20 protein-coding genes are annotated in these 19,108 nt (G+C 29.7%); 4 read left to right on the plus strand and 16 right to left on the minus strand.

Annotated elements, in window-relative coordinates; translation table 11 throughout:
* Window positions 1–2 precede the first annotated feature (2 nt).
* Complete coding sequence (locus ABXT63_RS00900; RefSeq protein ID WP_415321038.1) at window positions 3–782, plus strand: cytochrome c1; 780 nt, start codon at window positions 3–5, stop codon at window positions 780–782.
* On the opposite strand, the gene ychF is transcribed toward ABXT63_RS00900, so the two are convergent.
* Genes ychF through lgt form a run of 7 tightly spaced genes read right to left on the minus strand, consistent with a single transcriptional unit; the run spans window position 759 to window position 6,686 of the window.
* Window positions 759–1,832 carry a redox-regulated ATPase YchF gene (gene ychF / locus ABXT63_RS00905; RefSeq protein WP_415321039.1) on the minus strand — a complete coding sequence of 358 codons (1,074 nt, stop codon included), beginning with the start codon at window positions 1,830–1,832 and terminating at the stop codon, window positions 759–761. The genes ABXT63_RS00900 and ychF overlap by 24 nt on opposite strands.
* Window positions 1,832–2,392, minus strand: coding sequence for an aminoacyl-tRNA hydrolase (pth, locus tag ABXT63_RS00910; RefSeq protein ID WP_415321040.1), 561 nt, complete (start codon window positions 2,390–2,392; stop codon window positions 1,832–1,834). The genes ychF and pth overlap by 1 nt, the downstream gene beginning before the upstream one ends.
* Before the next feature lie 45 nt (window positions 2,393–2,437).
* On the minus strand, window positions 2,438–3,130 hold the full coding sequence (locus tag ABXT63_RS00915; protein ID WP_415321041.1) for a 50S ribosomal protein L25/general stress protein Ctc: 693 nt from the start codon (window positions 3,128–3,130) through the stop codon (window positions 2,438–2,440).
* 44 nt (window positions 3,131–3,174) lie between these two features.
* Complete coding sequence (locus ABXT63_RS00920) at window positions 3,175–4,107, minus strand: ribose-phosphate pyrophosphokinase (protein WP_415321042.1); 933 nt, start codon at window positions 4,105–4,107, stop codon at window positions 3,175–3,177.
* A 9-nt stretch (window positions 4,108–4,116) separates the two neighbouring features.
* Window positions 4,117–4,875, minus strand: coding sequence for a peptidoglycan editing factor PgeF (gene pgeF / locus ABXT63_RS00925; RefSeq protein WP_415321043.1), 759 nt, complete (start codon window positions 4,873–4,875; stop codon window positions 4,117–4,119).
* A 1-nt stretch (window position 4,876) separates the two neighbouring features.
* Window positions 4,877–5,923 carry an SAM-dependent methyltransferase gene (locus ABXT63_RS00930; RefSeq protein WP_415321044.1) on the minus strand — a complete coding sequence of 349 codons (1,047 nt, stop codon included), beginning with the start codon at window positions 5,921–5,923 and terminating at the stop codon, window positions 4,877–4,879.
* The gene (gene lgt, locus ABXT63_RS00935) at window positions 5,913–6,686 is read right to left on the minus strand and encodes a prolipoprotein diacylglyceryl transferase (RefSeq protein ID WP_415321045.1); all 774 of its coding nucleotides are present in this window, start codon (window positions 6,684–6,686) and stop codon (window positions 5,913–5,915) included. The genes ABXT63_RS00930 and lgt overlap by 11 nt, the downstream gene beginning before the upstream one ends.
* A gap of 46 nt (window positions 6,687–6,732) precedes the next feature.
* Between lgt and ABXT63_RS00940 the strand changes: the two genes are divergently transcribed.
* Window positions 6,733–6,975 (plus strand): hypothetical protein, encoded by a 243-nt coding sequence (locus tag ABXT63_RS00940; protein WP_415321046.1) that lies wholly within the window; start codon window positions 6,733–6,735, stop codon window positions 6,973–6,975.
* Here ABXT63_RS00940 and ABXT63_RS00945 read toward each other — a convergent pair.
* Genes ABXT63_RS00945 through ABXT63_RS00955 form a run of 3 tightly spaced genes read right to left on the minus strand, consistent with a single transcriptional unit; the run spans window position 6,964 to window position 9,371 of the window.
* Window positions 6,964–8,283, minus strand: coding sequence for an ATP-binding protein (locus ABXT63_RS00945; protein ID WP_415321047.1), 1,320 nt, complete (start codon window positions 8,281–8,283; stop codon window positions 6,964–6,966). The genes ABXT63_RS00940 and ABXT63_RS00945 overlap by 12 nt on opposite strands.
* The gene (locus ABXT63_RS00950) at window positions 8,264–8,941 is read right to left on the minus strand and encodes a response regulator (RefSeq protein ID WP_415321048.1); all 678 of its coding nucleotides are present in this window, start codon (window positions 8,939–8,941) and stop codon (window positions 8,264–8,266) included. The genes ABXT63_RS00945 and ABXT63_RS00950 overlap by 20 nt, the downstream gene beginning before the upstream one ends.
* Complete coding sequence (locus ABXT63_RS00955) at window positions 8,934–9,371, minus strand: MarR family winged helix-turn-helix transcriptional regulator (RefSeq protein ID WP_415321049.1); 438 nt, start codon at window positions 9,369–9,371, stop codon at window positions 8,934–8,936. Before ABXT63_RS00955 ends, ABXT63_RS00950 begins: the two co-directional genes overlap by 8 nt.
* A 69-nt stretch (window positions 9,372–9,440) precedes the next feature.
* Between ABXT63_RS00955 and ABXT63_RS00960 the strand changes: the two genes are divergently transcribed.
* Window positions 9,441–10,313, plus strand: a complete 873-nt coding sequence (locus tag ABXT63_RS00960) for a branched-chain amino acid aminotransferase (protein ID WP_415321050.1) — start codon at window positions 9,441–9,443, stop codon at window positions 10,311–10,313.
* Between the two features lie 5 nt (window positions 10,314–10,318).
* Here the strand turns inward: ABXT63_RS00960 and pgsA are convergent, their stop codons facing one another.
* From pgsA to uvrB, 5 genes are read right to left on the minus strand one after another with little or no spacing between them, the layout of a single operon-like run.
* Window positions 10,319–10,903 carry a CDP-diacylglycerol--glycerol-3-phosphate 3-phosphatidyltransferase gene (gene pgsA, locus ABXT63_RS00965; RefSeq protein WP_415321051.1) on the minus strand — a complete coding sequence of 195 codons (585 nt, stop codon included), beginning with the start codon at window positions 10,901–10,903 and terminating at the stop codon, window positions 10,319–10,321.
* 2 nt (window positions 10,904–10,905) lie between these two features.
* The gene (uvrC, locus tag ABXT63_RS00970; protein ID WP_415321052.1) at window positions 10,906–12,741 is read right to left on the minus strand and encodes an excinuclease ABC subunit UvrC; all 1,836 of its coding nucleotides are present in this window, start codon (window positions 12,739–12,741) and stop codon (window positions 10,906–10,908) included.
* The gene (locus ABXT63_RS00975) at window positions 12,728–13,153 is read right to left on the minus strand and encodes a dihydroneopterin aldolase (RefSeq protein ID WP_415321053.1); all 426 of its coding nucleotides are present in this window, start codon (window positions 13,151–13,153) and stop codon (window positions 12,728–12,730) included. Before ABXT63_RS00975 ends, uvrC begins: the two co-directional genes overlap by 14 nt.
* Window positions 13,150–13,902 (minus strand): SDR family oxidoreductase, encoded by a 753-nt coding sequence (locus ABXT63_RS00980; protein ID WP_415321054.1) that lies wholly within the window; start codon window positions 13,900–13,902, stop codon window positions 13,150–13,152. The genes ABXT63_RS00975 and ABXT63_RS00980 overlap by 4 nt, the downstream gene beginning before the upstream one ends.
* The gene (uvrB, locus tag ABXT63_RS00985) at window positions 13,884–16,055 is read right to left on the minus strand and encodes an excinuclease ABC subunit UvrB (RefSeq protein WP_415321055.1); all 2,172 of its coding nucleotides are present in this window, start codon (window positions 16,053–16,055) and stop codon (window positions 13,884–13,886) included. The genes ABXT63_RS00980 and uvrB overlap by 19 nt, the downstream gene beginning before the upstream one ends.
* A 35-nt stretch (window positions 16,056–16,090) precedes the next feature.
* Here uvrB and ABXT63_RS00990 point away from each other — a divergent pair, with 35 nt between their 5' ends.
* A complete protein-coding gene (locus ABXT63_RS00990; RefSeq protein ID WP_415321056.1) occupies window positions 16,091–17,290 on the plus strand; it encodes a pyridoxal phosphate-dependent aminotransferase in 1,200 nt (399 codons plus the stop codon).
* On the opposite strand, the gene ABXT63_RS00995 is transcribed toward ABXT63_RS00990, so the two are convergent.
* Window positions 17,283–19,052, minus strand: coding sequence for an ABCB family ABC transporter ATP-binding protein/permease (locus ABXT63_RS00995; protein ID WP_415321057.1), 1,770 nt, complete (start codon window positions 19,050–19,052; stop codon window positions 17,283–17,285). The two genes, ABXT63_RS00990 and ABXT63_RS00995, sit on opposite strands and share 8 nt — an antisense overlap.
* Window positions 19,053–19,108 lie beyond the last annotated feature (56 nt).

A 19,108-nucleotide genomic window follows, 5' to 3' on the forward strand; every position in this document is an offset into this window, starting at 1 on the left:
AAGTGAAAAATATCTTAAAAATCATCTATTCAATTATTTTTTTATTAATAGGAACTCTTGCGGTTAATACAGCAGAAAAAGTTGATCTTTTAAAAACAGATTGGAGTTTTAAGGGATTATTTGGAAAATTTGATAGGGGGGCATTGCAAAGAGGGTATCAGGTTTATTCAGAAGTTTGTGCTGGGTGTCATTCAATGAAATATGTAAGCTATAGAAACCTTTCTGAGCCTGGAGGTCCAGAGTTTAGTGAAGAGCAAGTAAAAGCTATAGCAGCAAGTTTTGAAGTTACAGACGGACCAAATAATGATGGAGAAATGTTTGTAAGACCAGCAAAATTATCTGACAAGTTTGTTATGCCATATGAGAATGTGAAAGCAGCTCAAGCAGCTAATGGAGGTGCCTACCCACCTGACATGTCAGTATTAGCGAAAGCTAGAAGTGGTGGGGTTGATTATATTTATTCAGTACTTTTAGGTTATGAAGATCCACCAAGTGGAGTAACGCTTGATGATGGAGTTTACTATAATAAATACATGTATGGTAATAATATTAAAATGTCACAACCTTTAATGGATGATGCGGTAGAATATAGTGATGGCACAAAAGCTACAGAAAAGCAAATGGCAAAGGATGTTACAACATTTTTAATGTGGGCTGCAGAACCACATTTAGAGGCAAGGCATAAAATGGGCTTTAAAGCTATTTTGTATTTAATTATTTTAACTATTCTAGTTTACTTTAGTATGAAGAAAATTTGGTCACGTATTGAATCTGAAGTTTAGTATATCACCATCTTTAACAATATAATCTTTTCCTTCAAGTCTCATTTTTCCATTAGTTTTAGAATTTACCCAACCTTGATTTGTTATGAAGTCTTCGTATGCAATTGTTTCAGCTCTAATAAAGCCTTTTTCAAAATCAGTATGTATTTCACCGGCTGCTTTTGGTGCAGTACAATTTTTTTGAATAGTCCAGGCTCTAGTTTCTTCAGGACCAGACGTAAAATAAGTGTCTAGTTCTAAAACATTGTATCCTTTTTGAATTAACATGTTTAAACCAGTTCTTTTTAATCCAATCATCTCCATATAATTTTCTTTTTCCTCATTTTCTAATTGATTTATTTGATTTTCAATATCAGCTGAAACTATTAGGGTATTTTTTTCACCAAATTTATCAATAAAAGCTTGTGTGTATTTATTACCATTCTGAACGCTAGCTTCATCAACATTACATACAAAAATTTTAGGCTTAAGGGATAGTAAACCACTTTGATTTAAGAGTTTTTTTTCAAATTGGTCGTAAAGGATCTGGATATCTTTAGAATTATTTATACAATCTGACGCAAACTCTAATACCTTTAGTTGTTCTTCATCTATATTTTTTTTATTATTTTTTTCTAATCTTTTTTGAATCGACTCAAGGTCTGCTAACATCATTTCAGTCTCAATGATTTCTAAATCTCTTACAGGATCTACTGTAGGGTTTACATTTTGAATATCATCAGAATCAAAACACCTTATCATGTGTATTACAGCATCTACTTCTCTAATATGAGATAAAAATTTATTTCCTAAACCCTCTCCTTTAGAGGCACCCTCCACAAGGCCTGCAATATCCACAAATTCAATTGTAGTATTTATCTTTTTTTTTGATTGAGATACTTCTACTAATTTATCGAGTCTTTCATCTGGAACAGGAACAACTCCAATGTTTGGTTCAATAGTGCAAAAAGGAAAATTTGCAGCTTGTGCTTTACTAGAATTTGTTAGTGCATTAAATAATGTAGATTTACCAACATTAGGCAATCCAACAATTCCACACTTAAAGCTCATTATTTATTATTTACTGTACTTGCAAATAAATCTAATTTTTTACCAATTAATATAGGTATTGAATTAATAATATTATTTGTAATTTTTTCTAATTGTAGCAGCTCGTCTTCATCAAAATCTTTTAACACATGATCCGAAACATCAGCTTTAGTTTTAGGTCTTCCGATCCCAATTCTCACTCTTGAGTAGTCTTTTCCTATAAACTTATCTATAGATTCAATCCCATTATGTCCTGCACTTGATCCTGCAAATTTTGCTTTTACTTTTCCAAACTCAATATCAAGATCGTCATGAAAAACGATGACATCTTCTGCATCAATTTTAAAGTATTCAATTAATTCCCTAATGCAAATTCCAGAATTATTCATAAAAGTTAGAGGCTTTATTGCATAAACTTTTTTATCTTCAATATTCCCAGTAGTTAAGAGTCCTTTGAATTTAGGCTTCTGCTTAGATAAGCCAAATTTTTGATTAAGAGCATCAATTAATTTAAAGCCAATATTGTGTCTATTATTTTCGCTATTGGGTGTTGGGTTTCCTAAACCTACAAATAGAAGCATAATTTTTTGAGATCGTATCTAGGAATTTTCACTATAATAAATTTATTATTTTTTTTCTTCAGGAGCTTTTTTTTCTTCGCCTTCTTTTTTATCTCCATCAGCAGTCGGAGCTGCATCTTTACCATCTGTTGCTGCCTCATCTGTTGATTCTGCTTCAGCTGGTTTTTCTGGTTCTTTCATGACAGTCGGAGCAGCCAATGTTGCAATTACAAAATCACGTCCTATAATTGTTGGTGTAACACCTTCTTGTAGTTTAATTGAAGATATTTTAAAACTTTCTCCAATTTCAATTCCAGCAAGGTCAATTATAATTGCTTCAGGAATTTTTTCACTAGGGCATTTTAATTCAATTTTTCTTCTAACTATATTTAGCACTCCACCCCTCTTTAAACCTGGAGAAATTTCATGATTAATGAATTGGACAGGGACCTCTATTCTAATTTTTACACCCGGAACAACTCTAAGAAAGTCGATATGAATTGGCTCATCAGATATTACATTATATGTAATCTCTCTTGGTAAAACGTTCTGAGGCTTACCATCCAGGTTAAGAGCTATAATATTTGATAGAAAATTTTCTTTTGCAATTAAAGTTTTAAGAGTTTTTTTTAAAACACTAACTTTTTGATTTTGTTCTGTTCCACCATAAATTATGCCTGGAATATTACCAGCTAATCTTAGAGATCTGACATCTCCTTTTGATTTAGTATTTCTAGTATTTGCTTCAAGTGAATTCATAAAAAAGAGGTTTCTAGCGCAAGTTTCTCAATAACTCAAGATAATTATTTAAATAAATCAGATACTGAAGTTGAATTGGAAATTCTTTTAATTGCCTCACCCATAAGGGTTGAAATAGGTAAAACTTCTATATTTTTAGCTTTCTTAATTTTATCCTGGTTGTCAATTGTATCAGTTATTACCAATTTTTTTATAACAGATTTTTTAATTTTATCTATAGCCTCACCACTTAGAACGCCGTGAGTTATGTAAACATAAACTTCTTTTGCTCCTCTATCTTTTAGAGCCTTAGCAGCGTTAACTATGGTTCCACCAGAATCAATAATATCATCCACTATAATGCAAGTTTTATCCTTGACATTTCCTATAACATTCATAACTTTTGATTGCCCTGGTTTAGGTCTTCTTTTATCGACGATGGCAAGCTCAACATCTAAAATTTTACCGAGTGCTCTTGCTCTTTCAGTTCCACCAACATCTGGTGCAACACAAATAATGTTTTTACTTTTAATATGTTTTTTTGCATGTCTTGCAAAAATAGGAGTAGCAAATAAGTTGTCCACAGGAATGTCAAAGAAACCTTGAATTTGACCAGCGTGCAAGTCAACAGTAACAACTCGATCAGCGCCAGCTTTAGTAATTAGATTAGAAACAAGTTTCGCTGATATAGAGGTTCTAGGTACTACTTTTCGGTCTTGTCTCGCATAGCCAAAATAAGGAATAACAGCAGTGATATTTTTAGCAGAAGATCTCTTTAATGCATCAATACACAGAAGTAACTCCATTAAATTATCATTTGCAGGAGAGGATATTGATTGAATTATAAAAATACTATTACCTCTAATATTTTCATTAATTTCTATATAGATTTCACCATCAGAAAATTTTTTAATACTAGAATTTACAAGTTTAGTTTTTAAATATTTTGCAATATTTTTACTTAAAGGTTTATTGCTATTTCCAGTTAATAATTTCATGAGATAACATTAGTTAATCATAATTATTGAAATATTTCTACCATAATCATTCTCATTTCGACTAATAGATCTTCTAGCACTAAAAAAATTATTTTTGCTGTTAAATGTATCTTTATTCATAATATCAATTTTCTTAATATTTAAGCTCCTTAATTGAAAGTGAATATATTTATTTAGGCTAAAGTAGTTTTTATTCTTAGTTTTTTTAAAAAAAATTATATTTTTAATATCTTTTTTAATAAATTTTTTTATAAAATCTTCTTTAACCTCATAATTATTAATTGAAATACATGGACCTATGGCGGCAGTAATATTTTTTGAAGAACAACCTTTTTTAATCATAAATTTAATTACTTTTTCTACAATACCCTTGTAGGTACCCTTCCATCCAGCATGGATAGCGGCTATCATTCCTCTATCATTATCGTGAATTAATATTGGAGCACAATCAGCTGTTAAAACAGCTATGGGTAAGTTTCTCTTATCAGTGATTAAAGCATCTCCCATAAATTTATTATTAAGTTTTGAATTTTTGTCTATATAATAAAATTTATTGCTATGAACTTGGTTTAATAAAATTATTTTTTTGGATTCTGCATTAATTTTATTACTAACAGTCTCAAGGTTTTTCAGTATTTTCCTTTTATTATCCGAAGAACCAGGTCCACAGTTCAAACTTTTAAATATGCCAGTAGATTTTCCACCTAATCTATTAAAGAAAGCATGCTCTATGCCTTTAAATTTAGATAATTTCTTTGATCTAATCAATTTAAAATCCCAGTTTAAATTTATTATTAAGATTTGTTATAAACATTACTTTAAATAAGTGCCCCATATGACTCTCATCAATTAATCTTTTAATTCTAAAATAAATATCAGCTTTTTCGCTAAAAGACATATTTTTTGATAATATTTCAGCTCTATCTAATATACCTAGTTTTGTTAAGAATTTCTTTTGAGTAGTAGAGAGAGATGAGCATGGGCCTAATTTTTTAATAATTTTATTAATTAAATTAAAGCTTAAGTTATAAGTTATATCTGAATTCCTAAAACCTTTTAGAACATCGCAGTATTTGTGCTTAGAGACTGCTTGAAGAGTGTTTTTCATTTGTTTCTCAAGATAAGCATAATCTATTATCAAAATTCCACCATTATTAAGTTTAATCTTTTTAATTATAGTTTTTAGATATTTTGTTGCAAGTGGAGAGTATTCAATAAATTTTTGATTATAAGATATCTTAAACTTAATTTCTTTTTCAAATTTTTGCATGTCAAATGGAATATCTAAATATTCTAACTTTTTAGCATTAGTAAACTTGACGTACCTTTCGTACCAATTTTTTTCTTTTTTTAGGAACTGCTTGATTGGTAAGGCATCAAAAAACTCATTAGCAACAAAAATACAAGGAAAATTATTTAATTCATTTAAATTATTTAACCATTTAATTTTTGTATTTTTAATAGAAGCTTTTTGTGTTTGTTTAAGTAATTCACTTTTTTCTAATATATTAATTTTACAAGAATTCTTAAATTGAGGAAATTTATTGAATGTGCTAACTAATATTCTCATCATTTCACCATTACCAGCACCTAATTCAATCAAATTAAATTGTTTAGGACAATCTAGTTTTTCCCAAAATGAAATTACCCATATAGCAATCATCTCAGAAAATAATATGGATATATTTGGTGCTGTTATAAAATCACCACTCTCACCGAAAGGGTTTTTTTTCATATAGTAACCATATTTTTTATTGTATAGGGACTCATCTATAAATTTATCCAGGGTAAATAAATTATGGTTTTTATTTTTCATTATTTTTTAAATAAAACAAGAATATACCGGTCATTAAAAAGAAAGCACTTATTAACTGTCCCATTGTTAAGTTAAAAATTAAATAACCAATTTGATTGTCGGGTGATCTAAAAAATTCTGTAAAAAATCTAAATAAAGAATAAAAGATTAAAAATAAAGCTGATATTTTTCCTGGATCTTTTAAATAATTTTTCTTAAAGAAATACAAAAGCAAAAAGAATAAAATTACACCCTCAAAAAAAGCCTCGTATAACTGTGAAGGGTGCCTTTTAATATTATCTATCAATATAAATTGCACAGACCAGGGTAGGTCGGTTGGTCTTCCAATAAGTTCTGAATTTGTAAAATTTGCAATTCTACCAAAAAAAATTCCAATAGGTGCTGATAGTGCTACCAAATCTAAGAATATAAATTGATTAACTTTATGCTTGCTTGAAAATAATTGAGATGCAATAATAACACCAATTAAACCACCATGAAAAGACATTCCACCATTCCAAACCATTAGTATTTCAAATGGGTTTTCTAAATAATATTTTAGATTATAAAATAATGCATATCCAAGTCTTCCACCTAGAATTATTCCTATGATTAAATATGTAATAAAATCATCAAATAGGCTTAGTATGTGCTGATCCTTGATTAATTGTTTTTTACAAAATACCCACCCCAATATAATTCCAATAATATAAGCCAAAGAATACCATCTAATTTCTAATGACAGAATTTGAAAAGCTACTGGGTCAAAATTATTAATAAACATTTTTTAAAAACTGAGTATAAACTATATTAATTTTATAAATGAATATATGACAAAATCAAAATTTGTAATTAATGGATTGGCAAAATTATTTGAACAAGGACTAATTTCTTATAAAGACTTAAGTTCTGAAATAATAAATGTTTTGAGATCCAAAAGAGAGGAGATAATTTTTAAGATGAAATTGACGAGTAAAGAAGAGACAGATATTTTAATTAAAAGAGTTGAAAATTTGGAAAAAAAAATTGAAAAATTAGAAAAAAATAAATTCAAAAAAAAACTACAGAGGTAAAAAAACTTTAACTCTCAATCCATTAAGGTGAGATTTCTCCAATACAATATTTCCCCCATGTGATTTTATAATATCTGATGTTATGGATAATCCAAGGCCAACGCTAGATTTTGAACCTCCTCTACTTTTATCCAGTTTATAAAAAGGTTTGAAGACATTTTGATACTCATTTTCAGGAACACCAATACCATCATCATCAACAGTAATTATTATATTATTGTTCTTTTTAGATAGCCCAAGGCTTATTTTATTTGCATATTTAACAGAATTATCAATTATATTATTAAAAGATCTTTGAATTAAATTCTTTCTTCCATTCATATATATTCTAGGAGTTATTTCTTTCGAAATATTATCATTGTCATATTTATTGATTGTATTTTCTATTAATTCTGAAATATCAAAAGTTTCATTTTTTTCTGAATAAGATGAGCTAGTGAATTGTAGATATTCATTAAGCATTTTTTCCATTTCATTTATATCTAAAGACATTTTTTTAGATAGCGTTTCATCCTTAAGGAAAGATAGTTGAAGTTTTAATCTTGTTAAAGGTGTTCTTAAATCGTGGCTTATTCCCGATAACATTTCAGATCTTTGATTGAGATGTCTCATTATTCTTTTTCTCATTTTATCAAATTCTAAACCCGCTTTACGTATTTCCAATGCACCAGAGGGTCTAAATTCATCAATATTTTCACCCCTACCAAATCTTTCTGCAGCTTTCGCAAGATTAACAATTGGTCTTGTTTGATTTTTTAAAAATATTATTGCGATCATAATCATTAACAACGCTGGGAGGGTTATCCAGAGTGCAAACATTCTTGCAGATGTGGTTGCTACCCTATTTTTGGGAATAAAAAATTCAAAATAACCATTATTATGTTTTATATTAATATGAATTAGCTCTTTGTAGGTTGTTGTATCAAACCAATAATTTCCAATACCTATATTTGATTTCAATTCTCTTCTCAGAGTTCTGTCAATTGGGCTAAACCATCTTTCCTTTAATAGTTTATTAAATAGTTCGTCATTTTTGTATTCAACATTGAGATCTAAATAAACTGAAAAAAGGCTAGATAAATCGTTATTATTATATTTATCATTGTCGTAGGCTGTAATAAAAGTTTTCATTTCACCAACAAGTGCTCGTGTCATACCTTTGTTTGTTTTAATCCAAAGGCTATCAAAGAAAACAATCGTTATAATCAGCTGTAAAACAATGATTGGCACTGCTACAATTAATAAAGCTCGGTAAAATAATTTTCTAGGTAATAAATTTTTTATAAGTTTACTCAATCCATAAGACATAGCCCACACCTCTTAAAGTTTGTAAATATTTTGGATTTTTTGGGTCTGTTTCAATTTTTTTTCTTAACCTAGTAATTATAACATCTATAGATCTTTCTTTATCTAGGTCGATTAGCTTTCCAATATCTTCTCTTGAAAATGTTTTACCAGGGTTATTAATCATTTTTTCTAAAATAATTTTTTCTGTATTATTTATTTTGAATTCATTTTTATCTTTAATAACTAAAAGCTTATTCAAGTTGATTTTAATATTATCAAACTCAATAATTCTTTTTTGATCATTTTTTTTAGTTTTATTGAGAATATTTTTTATTCTTAATATGAGCTCTTTTGGCTCAAAAGGTTTTGGCAAATAATCATCAGCTCCAATTTCCAATCCTCCGACTCTATCTTGTGCTTCTCCTTTAGCAGTTAAAAGAATTATGGGTGTATCAATCTTAGATTTATTATTTTTAATAAATTCTAACCCACTTTTTCCAGTCATCATTACATCCAAAACAATTAAATCAAATTTAATAATTAAAATTTTTTCTTCTGCGTTTTCTGCACTATTTGAAGTTGTTACTAAAAAATTATTTTTATTTAAATATTGTTTAACTAAAGATCTAATACCATCATCATCATCTACCACTAAAATATGTGCCATAGAATTATTCATTGATTATTTTTTTTAAAACATTATCAAAATTAAGAACTTGATCAGAGCTTGAATTAAGAAGCGCACTATAAATTCTTTTTTTTTGATTTGAAAACACCTCTTCAAAAATTTTTTCCCCCTTGCCATTTAAAAAAATATGCTTCACTCTTGTATCTTGATGGTCTTTTTCAAAAAAAATAGCCTCTAGTTTAATTAAGTCTTTTAAAACTCTATTTAAACTTTGCTTAGTAATTTTTAGTTTTTTAAGTAGGGCTGAAATTGTAATTCCTTTATACATTGAAAGCAGGTGTAATACCTTATGATGTGCAATCCCAATAGAGTATTTATCCAACGTTTTCTTGGCATCTGCAAAAGATTCTCTATAGCATGTAAATAACATTTCAATCAATTGCTTCAATTGGTCATCCTTTAAATATAAAAGTTCTTTCATTAAGGTAAGTTATATTGACATATTATACATACAAAGATAATTTTAAGAAAAAATTAAATTATTTCACACATGATACCCTACGATAAAAGATCTGGTAAAATCTGGTATAATAATGACCTTGTTGACTGGGCTGATGCTAAAATCCATATTTTAAACCATGGACTTCATTACGCAAGTTGTGTTTTTGAAGGAGAAAGGGTTTATGAAAGCTCAATATTTAAATTAGAAGAGCACACTTCAAGACTTTTTTATTCTGCAAAAAGAATGGGAATGACAATTCCCTATACGGAGAATGATATAAATGATGCAAGTAATAAAATTATTTCAATTCAAAATGTAGAAAATGGATATGTAAGACCTACTGTTTGGAGAGGTAGTGAGATGATGGCAATTTCTGCGCAACAAACAAAAATTCATGTTGCTATCGCAACTTGGGAGTGGGGATCTTACTTTGACCCAAAATTAAAAGTAGAAGGAATAAAATTAAATATTTCTAATTGGAGAAGACCGGCCCCCAATACAATACCTTGGGATACAAAAGCATCAGGGCTTTATATGATTTGTACATTATCAAAGCATGAAGCAGAGCAGCAAGGTTATACCGACTCTTTAATGCTTGATCATGAGGGAAATGTAGCAGAGGCAACTGGAGCTAATATTTTTTTTAAAGATCAAAAGGGGGAAATACATACACCAATACCAGATTCTTTTTTAGATGGAATTACTAGAAGGACTGTTATTGATATTGCACAATCAAAAGGTATCAAGATTAATCAACGCAAAATTTCTCCTAGTGAATTACCAAGTTTTGTTGGGTGTTTTTTAACTGGAACAGCTGCAGAAGTAACGCCAGTTTCATGTATTGCTAATAATCAATTTAAAGTTTGTGAAACTATAATTGATTTAAATGAAAGTTATCAAGCTTTAGTTAGAAAAAAATAAAAGATTTATTTTTTATTATCCTCAGACATTGCATGATCAATACCTTTTCTTAAATAATCATAACCAGTATATAAAGTTAAAAATGCAGAAAGCCAAAGGAGAATTATACCAATAGTTTGAGCATTATAATCTTGAAAATTTAAAATTTTATTACCAGTTTCACCTGTCAGTAAAAGAGCTATAGCAACCATTTGTAAAAAAGTTTTTACTTTTGCTAAATTAGTTACTGGTAATTTAATTTGCCCTCTAGCTAAAAATTCTCTTAAGCCTGATATTAATATTTCTCTTGTAAGTATTATAATTGCAGCAATAACCTCGTAATGCCTAATTGTTCCACTCATAACAAGCAATATAAGTGCAGTAGCAACAATAATTTTATCTGCTATGGGGTCAAGTAACTCACCTAACTTAGATTCTTCACCCATCATTCTTGCTAACATTCCATCCAAAAAATCAGTGAATGAAGCAATTACAAACAATACACATGCAGTTAAGTCACCATAAAAGCCTGGCAAATAAAATGCTAGAACAAAAAAGGGTACAATTATTATCCTACCAATTGTTAAAATATTTGGAATTTTTTTAAGCATAATTATTCGTGAAAAAAGTTATATATCTTTTTTGCAACTTTTTCCTCAACACCTTCAACTGATTTAATCTCATCAAAACTTGCAGATTCTACTGATCTAGCAGAGCCAAAATGGTTTAATAGGGCTCTTTTTCTAATCGATCCAACACCATCAATTTGATCTAATAAAGATTTTGTAATTCCTTTTGCTCTTTTTGCTCTATGAGAGGTGATAGCAAATCTATGTGCTTCATCACGCAGTCTCTGCATAAAGAAGAGTGTGGGGTCATTTTTATCAAATTTAAATGATTCCCCTTTATAAAAAAAAGTTTCATCACCACTATTTCTTAATTTACCCTTAGCAATAGCAATCATAGGAAGATCGTGTAAGCCAAATTCATCCAATATCTCTTTGGCAGATGAATATTGACCTTTACCACCATCAATTAATATCAAATCAGGGAGAGTTAAATAATTTCCCTTTTCTAACATTGCTCTTTTAAATCTCCTGGTAAGAACTTCCTTTAACATTGCAAAATCATCTTGTTCAGCACCTTTTGTCTTAATATCAAATTTTCTATATCTTTTTTTAACAAATCCTTCATTTCCAAAAGTAATCATAGCACCTACACTATTGGTTCCTGATATATGGCTATTATCATAAACCTCAACTAGGTTTAGACCATTTTTAAGATCAAATTTTTTAGCCACACCATCAAATAAATTTTTGTTATTATTTGTTTCATAAATTTTTCTATTAAGTGACTCTTTGGCATTTTTTTCTGCCATAGCGATAACTTTAGCTTTAGTTCCTTTTTTTGCTACATTAATAGAAATTGTACTACTTTCTTTTTTACTTAAAGTTTCTTCAATTAATTTCTTGTCCTTAATCTCTGTATTAATAATTATTAATTTAGGAACATTTTTATTTTCATAGAATTGCATCAAGAAGGAGGACATTATTTCAGATATGTTTTGGTCAGGATCATGTTTTGGAAAATAAGCTTGGTTGCCCCAATTTTGTTTGGATCTGTAAAAAAATACCTGAATACAGGTTTTACCAGATTCTTTATAGGCAGCAATTACATCAGCATCAACTAGATTGGCTTCATTAATTCTTTGTGATGATTGAATTATATTTAAGGATTTAATTCTATCTCTAAAAATAGAAGCTCTTTCAAAATCTAGTTTTTCACTTGCCTCTTCCATTTGTTTAGATAGGTTTTTTTGTATATCTCTTGATTTGCCGGATACAAATTGAATTGCCTGATCTACTGATTTTTTATAATCTTCTTTATCAATATAATCGACACAAGGACCAGAGCATCTTTTTATCTGATAAAGAATACAGGGTCTTTTTCTATTCTTGAAAGTGCTATCATCACAAACTCGAATTTGAAATATTTTTTGAAGCATCTTAATAGTCCAATTTGCAGTTCCTGCTGAAGCAAACGGTCCAAAGTAAAATCCTTCTTTATCTTTTTTTCCCCTATGTTTTGTAACTTGTGCCCATTGGTCTTTATTACTGATGAAAACAAAGGGAAAAGACTTGTCATCTTTAAGCAATATATTGAATTTAGGTTTATGTTTTTTGATTAAATTAGCTTCTAAAAGAAGTGCTTCACTCTCATTGGCAGTAGTTGTTATCTCTAACTTAAAAGTTTGGGAGAGCATCCTAGCTGTTCTTATGATATGATTTTTTTCAGCCACATAGCTCTTTAATCTATTGGGAAGATTTTTTGCTTTACCTACATACAAAATCACATCCTTGTGATCGAGCATTCGATAAACTCCAGGACTTTTAGGAATTAATGGAAGCTCTTTTCTAATTACGTCTTTGCCTAATTCAGAGCTTTTCATGAGTTCTTTTTTTGGTAATTTGGATACCAGCAGAGGCACATTCTTTTATAATTTCTAATTTTTCAATTTGAAGCATAATTTTTCCAATTCTTTTATCTTTAAATAATACGTCAAAAACATCTTCAGCAAGTGTTTCTAAAAAATTATAATGCTTCTTTTTTGCAAGTTTTGTAATTAATTTTACAACCTGACCATAATTAACAATTGATTTAATATCTTTGTCATTTGTTGGTTTTCTATCTTCATAATCAATCTCTAAACTAAATTTTACTTTCTGTGTTTTTTCTTTTTCAAAATCATAGTAACCAAGCTTTAAATCTAGAGTTAATTCTTTAATAAGAATTTTTTTTTCGTAATTAAATAAACTTTTATTTTTATCTATTTTGACAATATTTAAATTATTTTTTTTCATTCTTTTCCAATTACATCTGGAGTTTGCCAGTTTAAACTTTGTCCACTATCTATTGCTATTACTTGACCTGTAATTGAACTGTTTTTGATAAAAAAGTCAACAGCAGAACATATGTCTTTTACATTTACCTGCTGTTTTAAAGGGGTTGCTAAATACTGCTTTTTAAAATGCATGTCAGTTTGTCTTTTATTTTTAATAGTTGGTCCAGGTGCAATTCCATTAACTTTTATGTTTGGAGCTAATTCCATAGCACTAGTTTTTGTAAGAGTGTAAAGCCCTGTTTTACTTAAAGTGTAAGAAAAGAAAAAGGGAGTTAGTTTAAAAACTCTTTGATCTATTATATTTATAATATTGTTGTTTTTACCCTTAACATTTTTTGAAAATTCTTTTGTAAGATATGCAGGTGCTTTTAAATTTACATCAACATGTTGGTTCCAACTTTTAGAAGAAAAATTTTTAAGACTGTCATTTTCAAATAACGAAGCATTATTAACCAAACAATCAAAGTATTTTAATTTTAACTTTGAAAATTTTATAATTTTTTTTAAATCTTGTTCTTTTGCAAGGTCACCTTTTACTAAGTAAACTTTTGTTTTATTTTTTGACAATTCCTTTTGTAATTTTTCAGCTTCAGATTTAGATTTATTGTAATGAATAACCATTTCAACTCCTGGACCTGAGAGTTTTTTTGCAATAGCAGCACCCATTCTTGTTGCAGCTCCAGTAATAATTATTTTGTTTGCTTCCATTTTTTCTTACCTTTTTGTGCTCTTGTACCAGGTAAGCCCATTGTTGATCTACCTTTTGGATATGTTCTATTTTCTTGGTTATAGTGTTTTATTTTTGGGTTTAAAACAATTTCTAACTCTGATGCTTCTAAATTTCTTATTTCATCTCTAATTTTACCAGCTTCTTCAAATTCAAGGTTTGTGGCTGAATCTTTCATTCTTTTGTTGAGCATCTTTAGGTGTTTCTTTAAATTTCCACCAATATTGTCTCCAGTACCTACTTTTAAATAATCCTTATCATAAACGTTCTGCAACACATCGCTGATTTCTTTCTTAATAGAAACAGCATCAATATTATGCTTTTTATTATAGGCAACCTGAATTGATCTTCTTCTATCCGTTTCTTGAATTGCTTTTTTTATACTTTTAGTTTCTTTATCTGCATAAAGAATAACTCTTCCTTCTAAGTTTCTTGCAGCTCTTCCAATAGTTTGAACTAAAGAAGTTTCGGATCTTAAAAATCCTTCTTTATCAGCATCTAAAATTCCAACTAATGCACATTCTGGAATATCTAGTCCTTCTCTTAAAAGGTTAATTCCCACTAAGACATCGAAAACACCAAGCCTTAAATCCCTCATGATTTCTATTCGCTCCAATGTATCAATATCTGAGTGTAAATATCTAACCCTAATACCATTTTCATGAAAATATTCCGTTAAATCCTCAGCCATTTTCTTAGTTAAAGTTGTGACCAAAACTCTAAAATTTTTATCTATTGTTTTTTTGCACTCATGCATCAAGTCATCAACTTGATTTTTGGCAGGTTTTATCTCAACAGGTGGATCAATTAGACCAGTAGGCCTTATTATTTGTTCAACAAATTTACCCTTAACTTGTTCTAATTCCCAGGGACCGGGCGTTGCTGATACAAAAACTGTTTGGGTTCTCATTGCATCCCATTCTTCAAATTTAAGAGGTCTATTGTCCATGCAAGAAGGTAATCTAAAACCATATTCAGCAAGATTACTTTTTCTAGATCTGTCTCCTTTGTACATACCATTTAATTGAGGAACTGTTACGTGGCATTCATCCACAAAAATAAGAGTATTGTCAGGAAAGTATTCAAATAGAGTGGGAGGTGGTTCTCCTGGTTTTCTTCCAGATAAAAAACGAGAATAGTTTTCAATACCAGCACAAGACCCTGTTGCTTCAATCATTTCTAAATCAAACTTAACTCTTTCTTCTAATCTTTGTGCTTCAAGTAATTTATTTTGTTCTTTGAATTTTTTTAAAGTTACTTCTAATTCTCTTTTAATTTTAATAATTGCTTGTTCGATAGTTGGTTTGGGAGTGATATAATGACTATTAGCATAAACTTTTATTACATCTAAATCTTGTATTAGATCTCCTGTTAAGGGATCAAATTCTTCTATTTTTTCTAGTTTATCACCAAATAAACTTAATCTCCATGCTCTATCTTCAAAGTGTGAGGGAAATATTTCAAGATATTCTCCTCGAGCCCTAAAAGTTCCTCTATAAAAACTCTGATCATTTCTTTTGTATTGTAAATTTACTAAAGTTTTTATTAGTTGCTCTCTGCTGTATTCATAATCTTTCTTTAAACTCAACGTCATCTTGCTGTAAGCCTCAACAGATCCTAGACCATAGATACAAGAAACACTTGCAACAATAATTACGTCATCTCTCTCTAATAGTGATCTAGTAGCTGAGTGACGCATACGATCAATTTGTTCATTAATAGATGCTTCTTTTTCAATATAAGTGTCAGACCTTGGAACATAAGCTTCTGGTGTATAGTAATCATAATAAGATACAAAATACTCAACGGCATTGTCTGGAAAAAAAGATTTCATCTCTCCATAAAGCTGTGCAGCTAGTGTTTTGTTAGGAGCAAGTATTAGAGCTGGTCTATTAGTTTTTTCAATTACTTGGGCCATTGTAAAAGTTTTTCCAGAACCTGTTACACCAAGCAAAACTTGGTTTAATTCTTCTTTATTTGCACCCTTAACTAATTGTTTTATTGCTTCTGGCTGATCACCGGCAGGTTTAAAATCTGTAACAAGTTTAAACTTTTTTCCACCTTCTAGTTTCTGGTGAATTTCAGGATTTTTGCTCTGTATATCTGTAATTAAATCTTGATAAGTATTTTGCATTATCTATAAAACTATTAGAATAAAAATATATTTCAATGAGCATTATATCAGACAGTCTAAAAAAGATTAAACCATCGCCAACTATTGCTGTAACTCAAAAGGCAAGAGAGTTAAAAGCTGCAGGAAAAGACGTTATAGGTTTAGGAGCAGGAGAGCCTGACTTTGATACACCAGATAATATCAAACAAGCGGCTATAAAAGCCATTAATGACGGTGATACCAAATATACAGCCGTTGATGGAACTGCTGCCTTAAAAGATGCCATTGTTAAAAAATTTAAAAGAGAAAACAATTTAGACTACACAACTGATCAAATCACAGTTGGTGCTGGTGGAAAACATGTAATTTATAATGCCATGATGGCAACCCTAAATGAAGGAGATGAGGTCATTGTTCCCGCGCCTTATTGGGTTTCTTATCCTGACATGGTTTTATTAGCTGGTGGAACTCCAATTATTTTAGAGTGTAATGAAAAACAAGGATTTAAAATTAATCCAGCTGAATTAGAAAAATCTATAACACCAAAAACAAAGTGGATAATATTAAATTCACCATCAAATCCAACTGGTGCTTGTTATACTGAAGGTGATATTAAAGAAATTGCAAATGTTTTAACTAAACATCCTCACGTCCATATTTTAAGTGATGATATTTATGAGCACGTAACGTACGAAGGATTTAAATTTTTTACCATTGCCCAAATTGATAGTTTGAAAGAAAGAGTTCTTACAATGAATGGTGTAAGTAAAGCTTACTCAATGACTGGCTGGAGAATAGGGTATGCGGCTGGTCCTAAAGAAATTATTAAAGCAATTGCTAAAATACAATCACAATCAACAACAAATCCATCTTCAATTAGTCAAGCTGCAGCTGTTGAAGCTTTAAATGGAACTCAAGATTTTATAAAAGAGAGAGCAATTTCATTTCAAGAAAGAAGAAACTTTGTTGTTAAAGCATTAAATGAAATAGATGGAATTGAATGTTTAAATCCAGATGGAGCATTTTATGTTTTTCCAAGCTGCAAAGGGTTAATTGGAAAAAAAGATACAAACGGAAAAGAACTTAAGACAGATACTGATTTTGTTCAGTCTTTATTAGAGAATAGTGGTGTAGCAGTTGTTCAAGGATCTGCATTTGGTTTAGAAGGTTTCTTTAGAATATCTTATGCAACTTCTATGGAAAATCTTAAAAAAGCTTTAGAAAAAATATCTTCTTTTTGTAAAAGTCTTAATTAGGTTTTTGCTTTCCCCACATCTCAAAATATTTACCTTTTTCTAGCAATAAACTCTCATGCGTCCCTTGTTCAATAATAGCACCCTGATCAAGAACAATAATATTATCAGCATTTGCAGCTGTAGATAGTCGGTGAGCAATTATTAAAGTTGTTTTACCTTTAGAGACATTTTCTAGATTTTTTTGAATTTCCTTCTCTGTACTAGTATCCAATGCAGATGTTGCCTCATCAAAGAAAAATATTTTAGGATTTTTTAGAATAGTTCTTGCAATAGCAACTCTCTGTTTCTCTCCACCAGATAATTTTAACCCTCTTTCTCCTACAATTGTTTCATAACCATCTGGTAAAATTGTTATAAAATCATGTATATCTGCATTTTGGGCAGCACTAATAACCTCTTCTTTAGTAGCACCAGTATTACCGTAAGCTATATTATAATAAATTGTGTCATTAAATAAGACAGTGTCTTGTGGGACTACACCAATAATTTTTCTTAAAGAGTTTTGAGAAATTTTATTTACATTTGTATTGTTAATAAAAATATTTCCCTCTTTTGGATCATAAAACTTGAATAACAGTCTACTTATTGTTGATTTACCAGCACCCGTTGGTCCTACGATGGCTACTTTTTTTCCATTAGGAACAGTAAATGAAATATTTTTAATGATAGTTCTTCTTATATCGTAATCAAAACTAATGTTTTCAAATCTAATTTCCGCATCGTTACTTTGGGGTATATCCTCAAGATCATCATTTGTTGTTGGAGCAACTTCTAATAAGCTAAACATGTTTTCCATATCAGTTAGTGCTTGCCTAATTTCTCTATAGACAGAACCCAACCAATTCAATGGCTGATATAATTGGAGCATGTAGGCATTAATTACAACAAACCCACCAATATTAATCTCTCCACTTTTGATCCCATAAACTGACATCACTAACATAATAGTAATACCCACCATTATGATAAATGTTTGGGCTATGTTTAACAGTGAAAGAGAATGTCTACTTTGATTTGCTGCTAACTCATATTCTTCTAATGATTGATCAAGTCTATTAGCTTCAAAGGCCTCATTGTTAAAATATTTAACTGTCTCAAAGTTCAATAAACTATCAATCATCTTAGTGCTGACATCGTTATCAGCTTGGTTCATTCTTTTTCTAAATACATTTCTCCATTCAGTAATCTTAAAAGTTAAGAAAGAATAAAGGCCAATAGTTACAAGTGTTACAACAGCATACCATGGACCATATAGATAAAATAAAATCCCAGAAACCAAGAACACTTCAAAGAAAGTAGGGGCAATATTAAACAAGACATATCTTAGAAGAAAATCTATTCCTTTAGTTCCTCTGTCTATATATTTTGCTAGTGCACCTGTTTGTCTATTTAAATGAAATTGTAAAGAGAGATTGTGAAGATGTTGGAACATTGTCAAAGATATTTGTCTAATAGAATGCTGGGAAACTTTTGAAAATAAGGCGTCTCTAATTTCAACAAATGTGAAAGCAATTACTCTAGTTACACCATAGCCAACTACTAAAGCTATTGGTACCAGCATAAATAAATTAATGCCTGAACTTAATTCTGTCAGAGAGTTTACCGCACTACCCAATACTAAAGGAGTGCTGACACTTGCTATTTTTGCTAAAACTAAAGCAACAACTGCAAAACTAACTCGTATCCTTAAATCTTTTCTTTTTTTAGGCCACAAATAAGGAAGCAACAGTTTAAAAGTCTTAATGTATTTACCCTTTTTCACAATCTAGATATAACTGATTAGTAATAATTTGTTACAAGCAAATTAGACTTTATAAT

Source organism: Candidatus Pelagibacter sp. Uisw_092 (genome assembly GCF_047729545.1).
In the GTDB taxonomy this organism is placed as follows: Bacteria; Pseudomonadota; Alphaproteobacteria; order Pelagibacterales; family Pelagibacteraceae; genus Pelagibacter.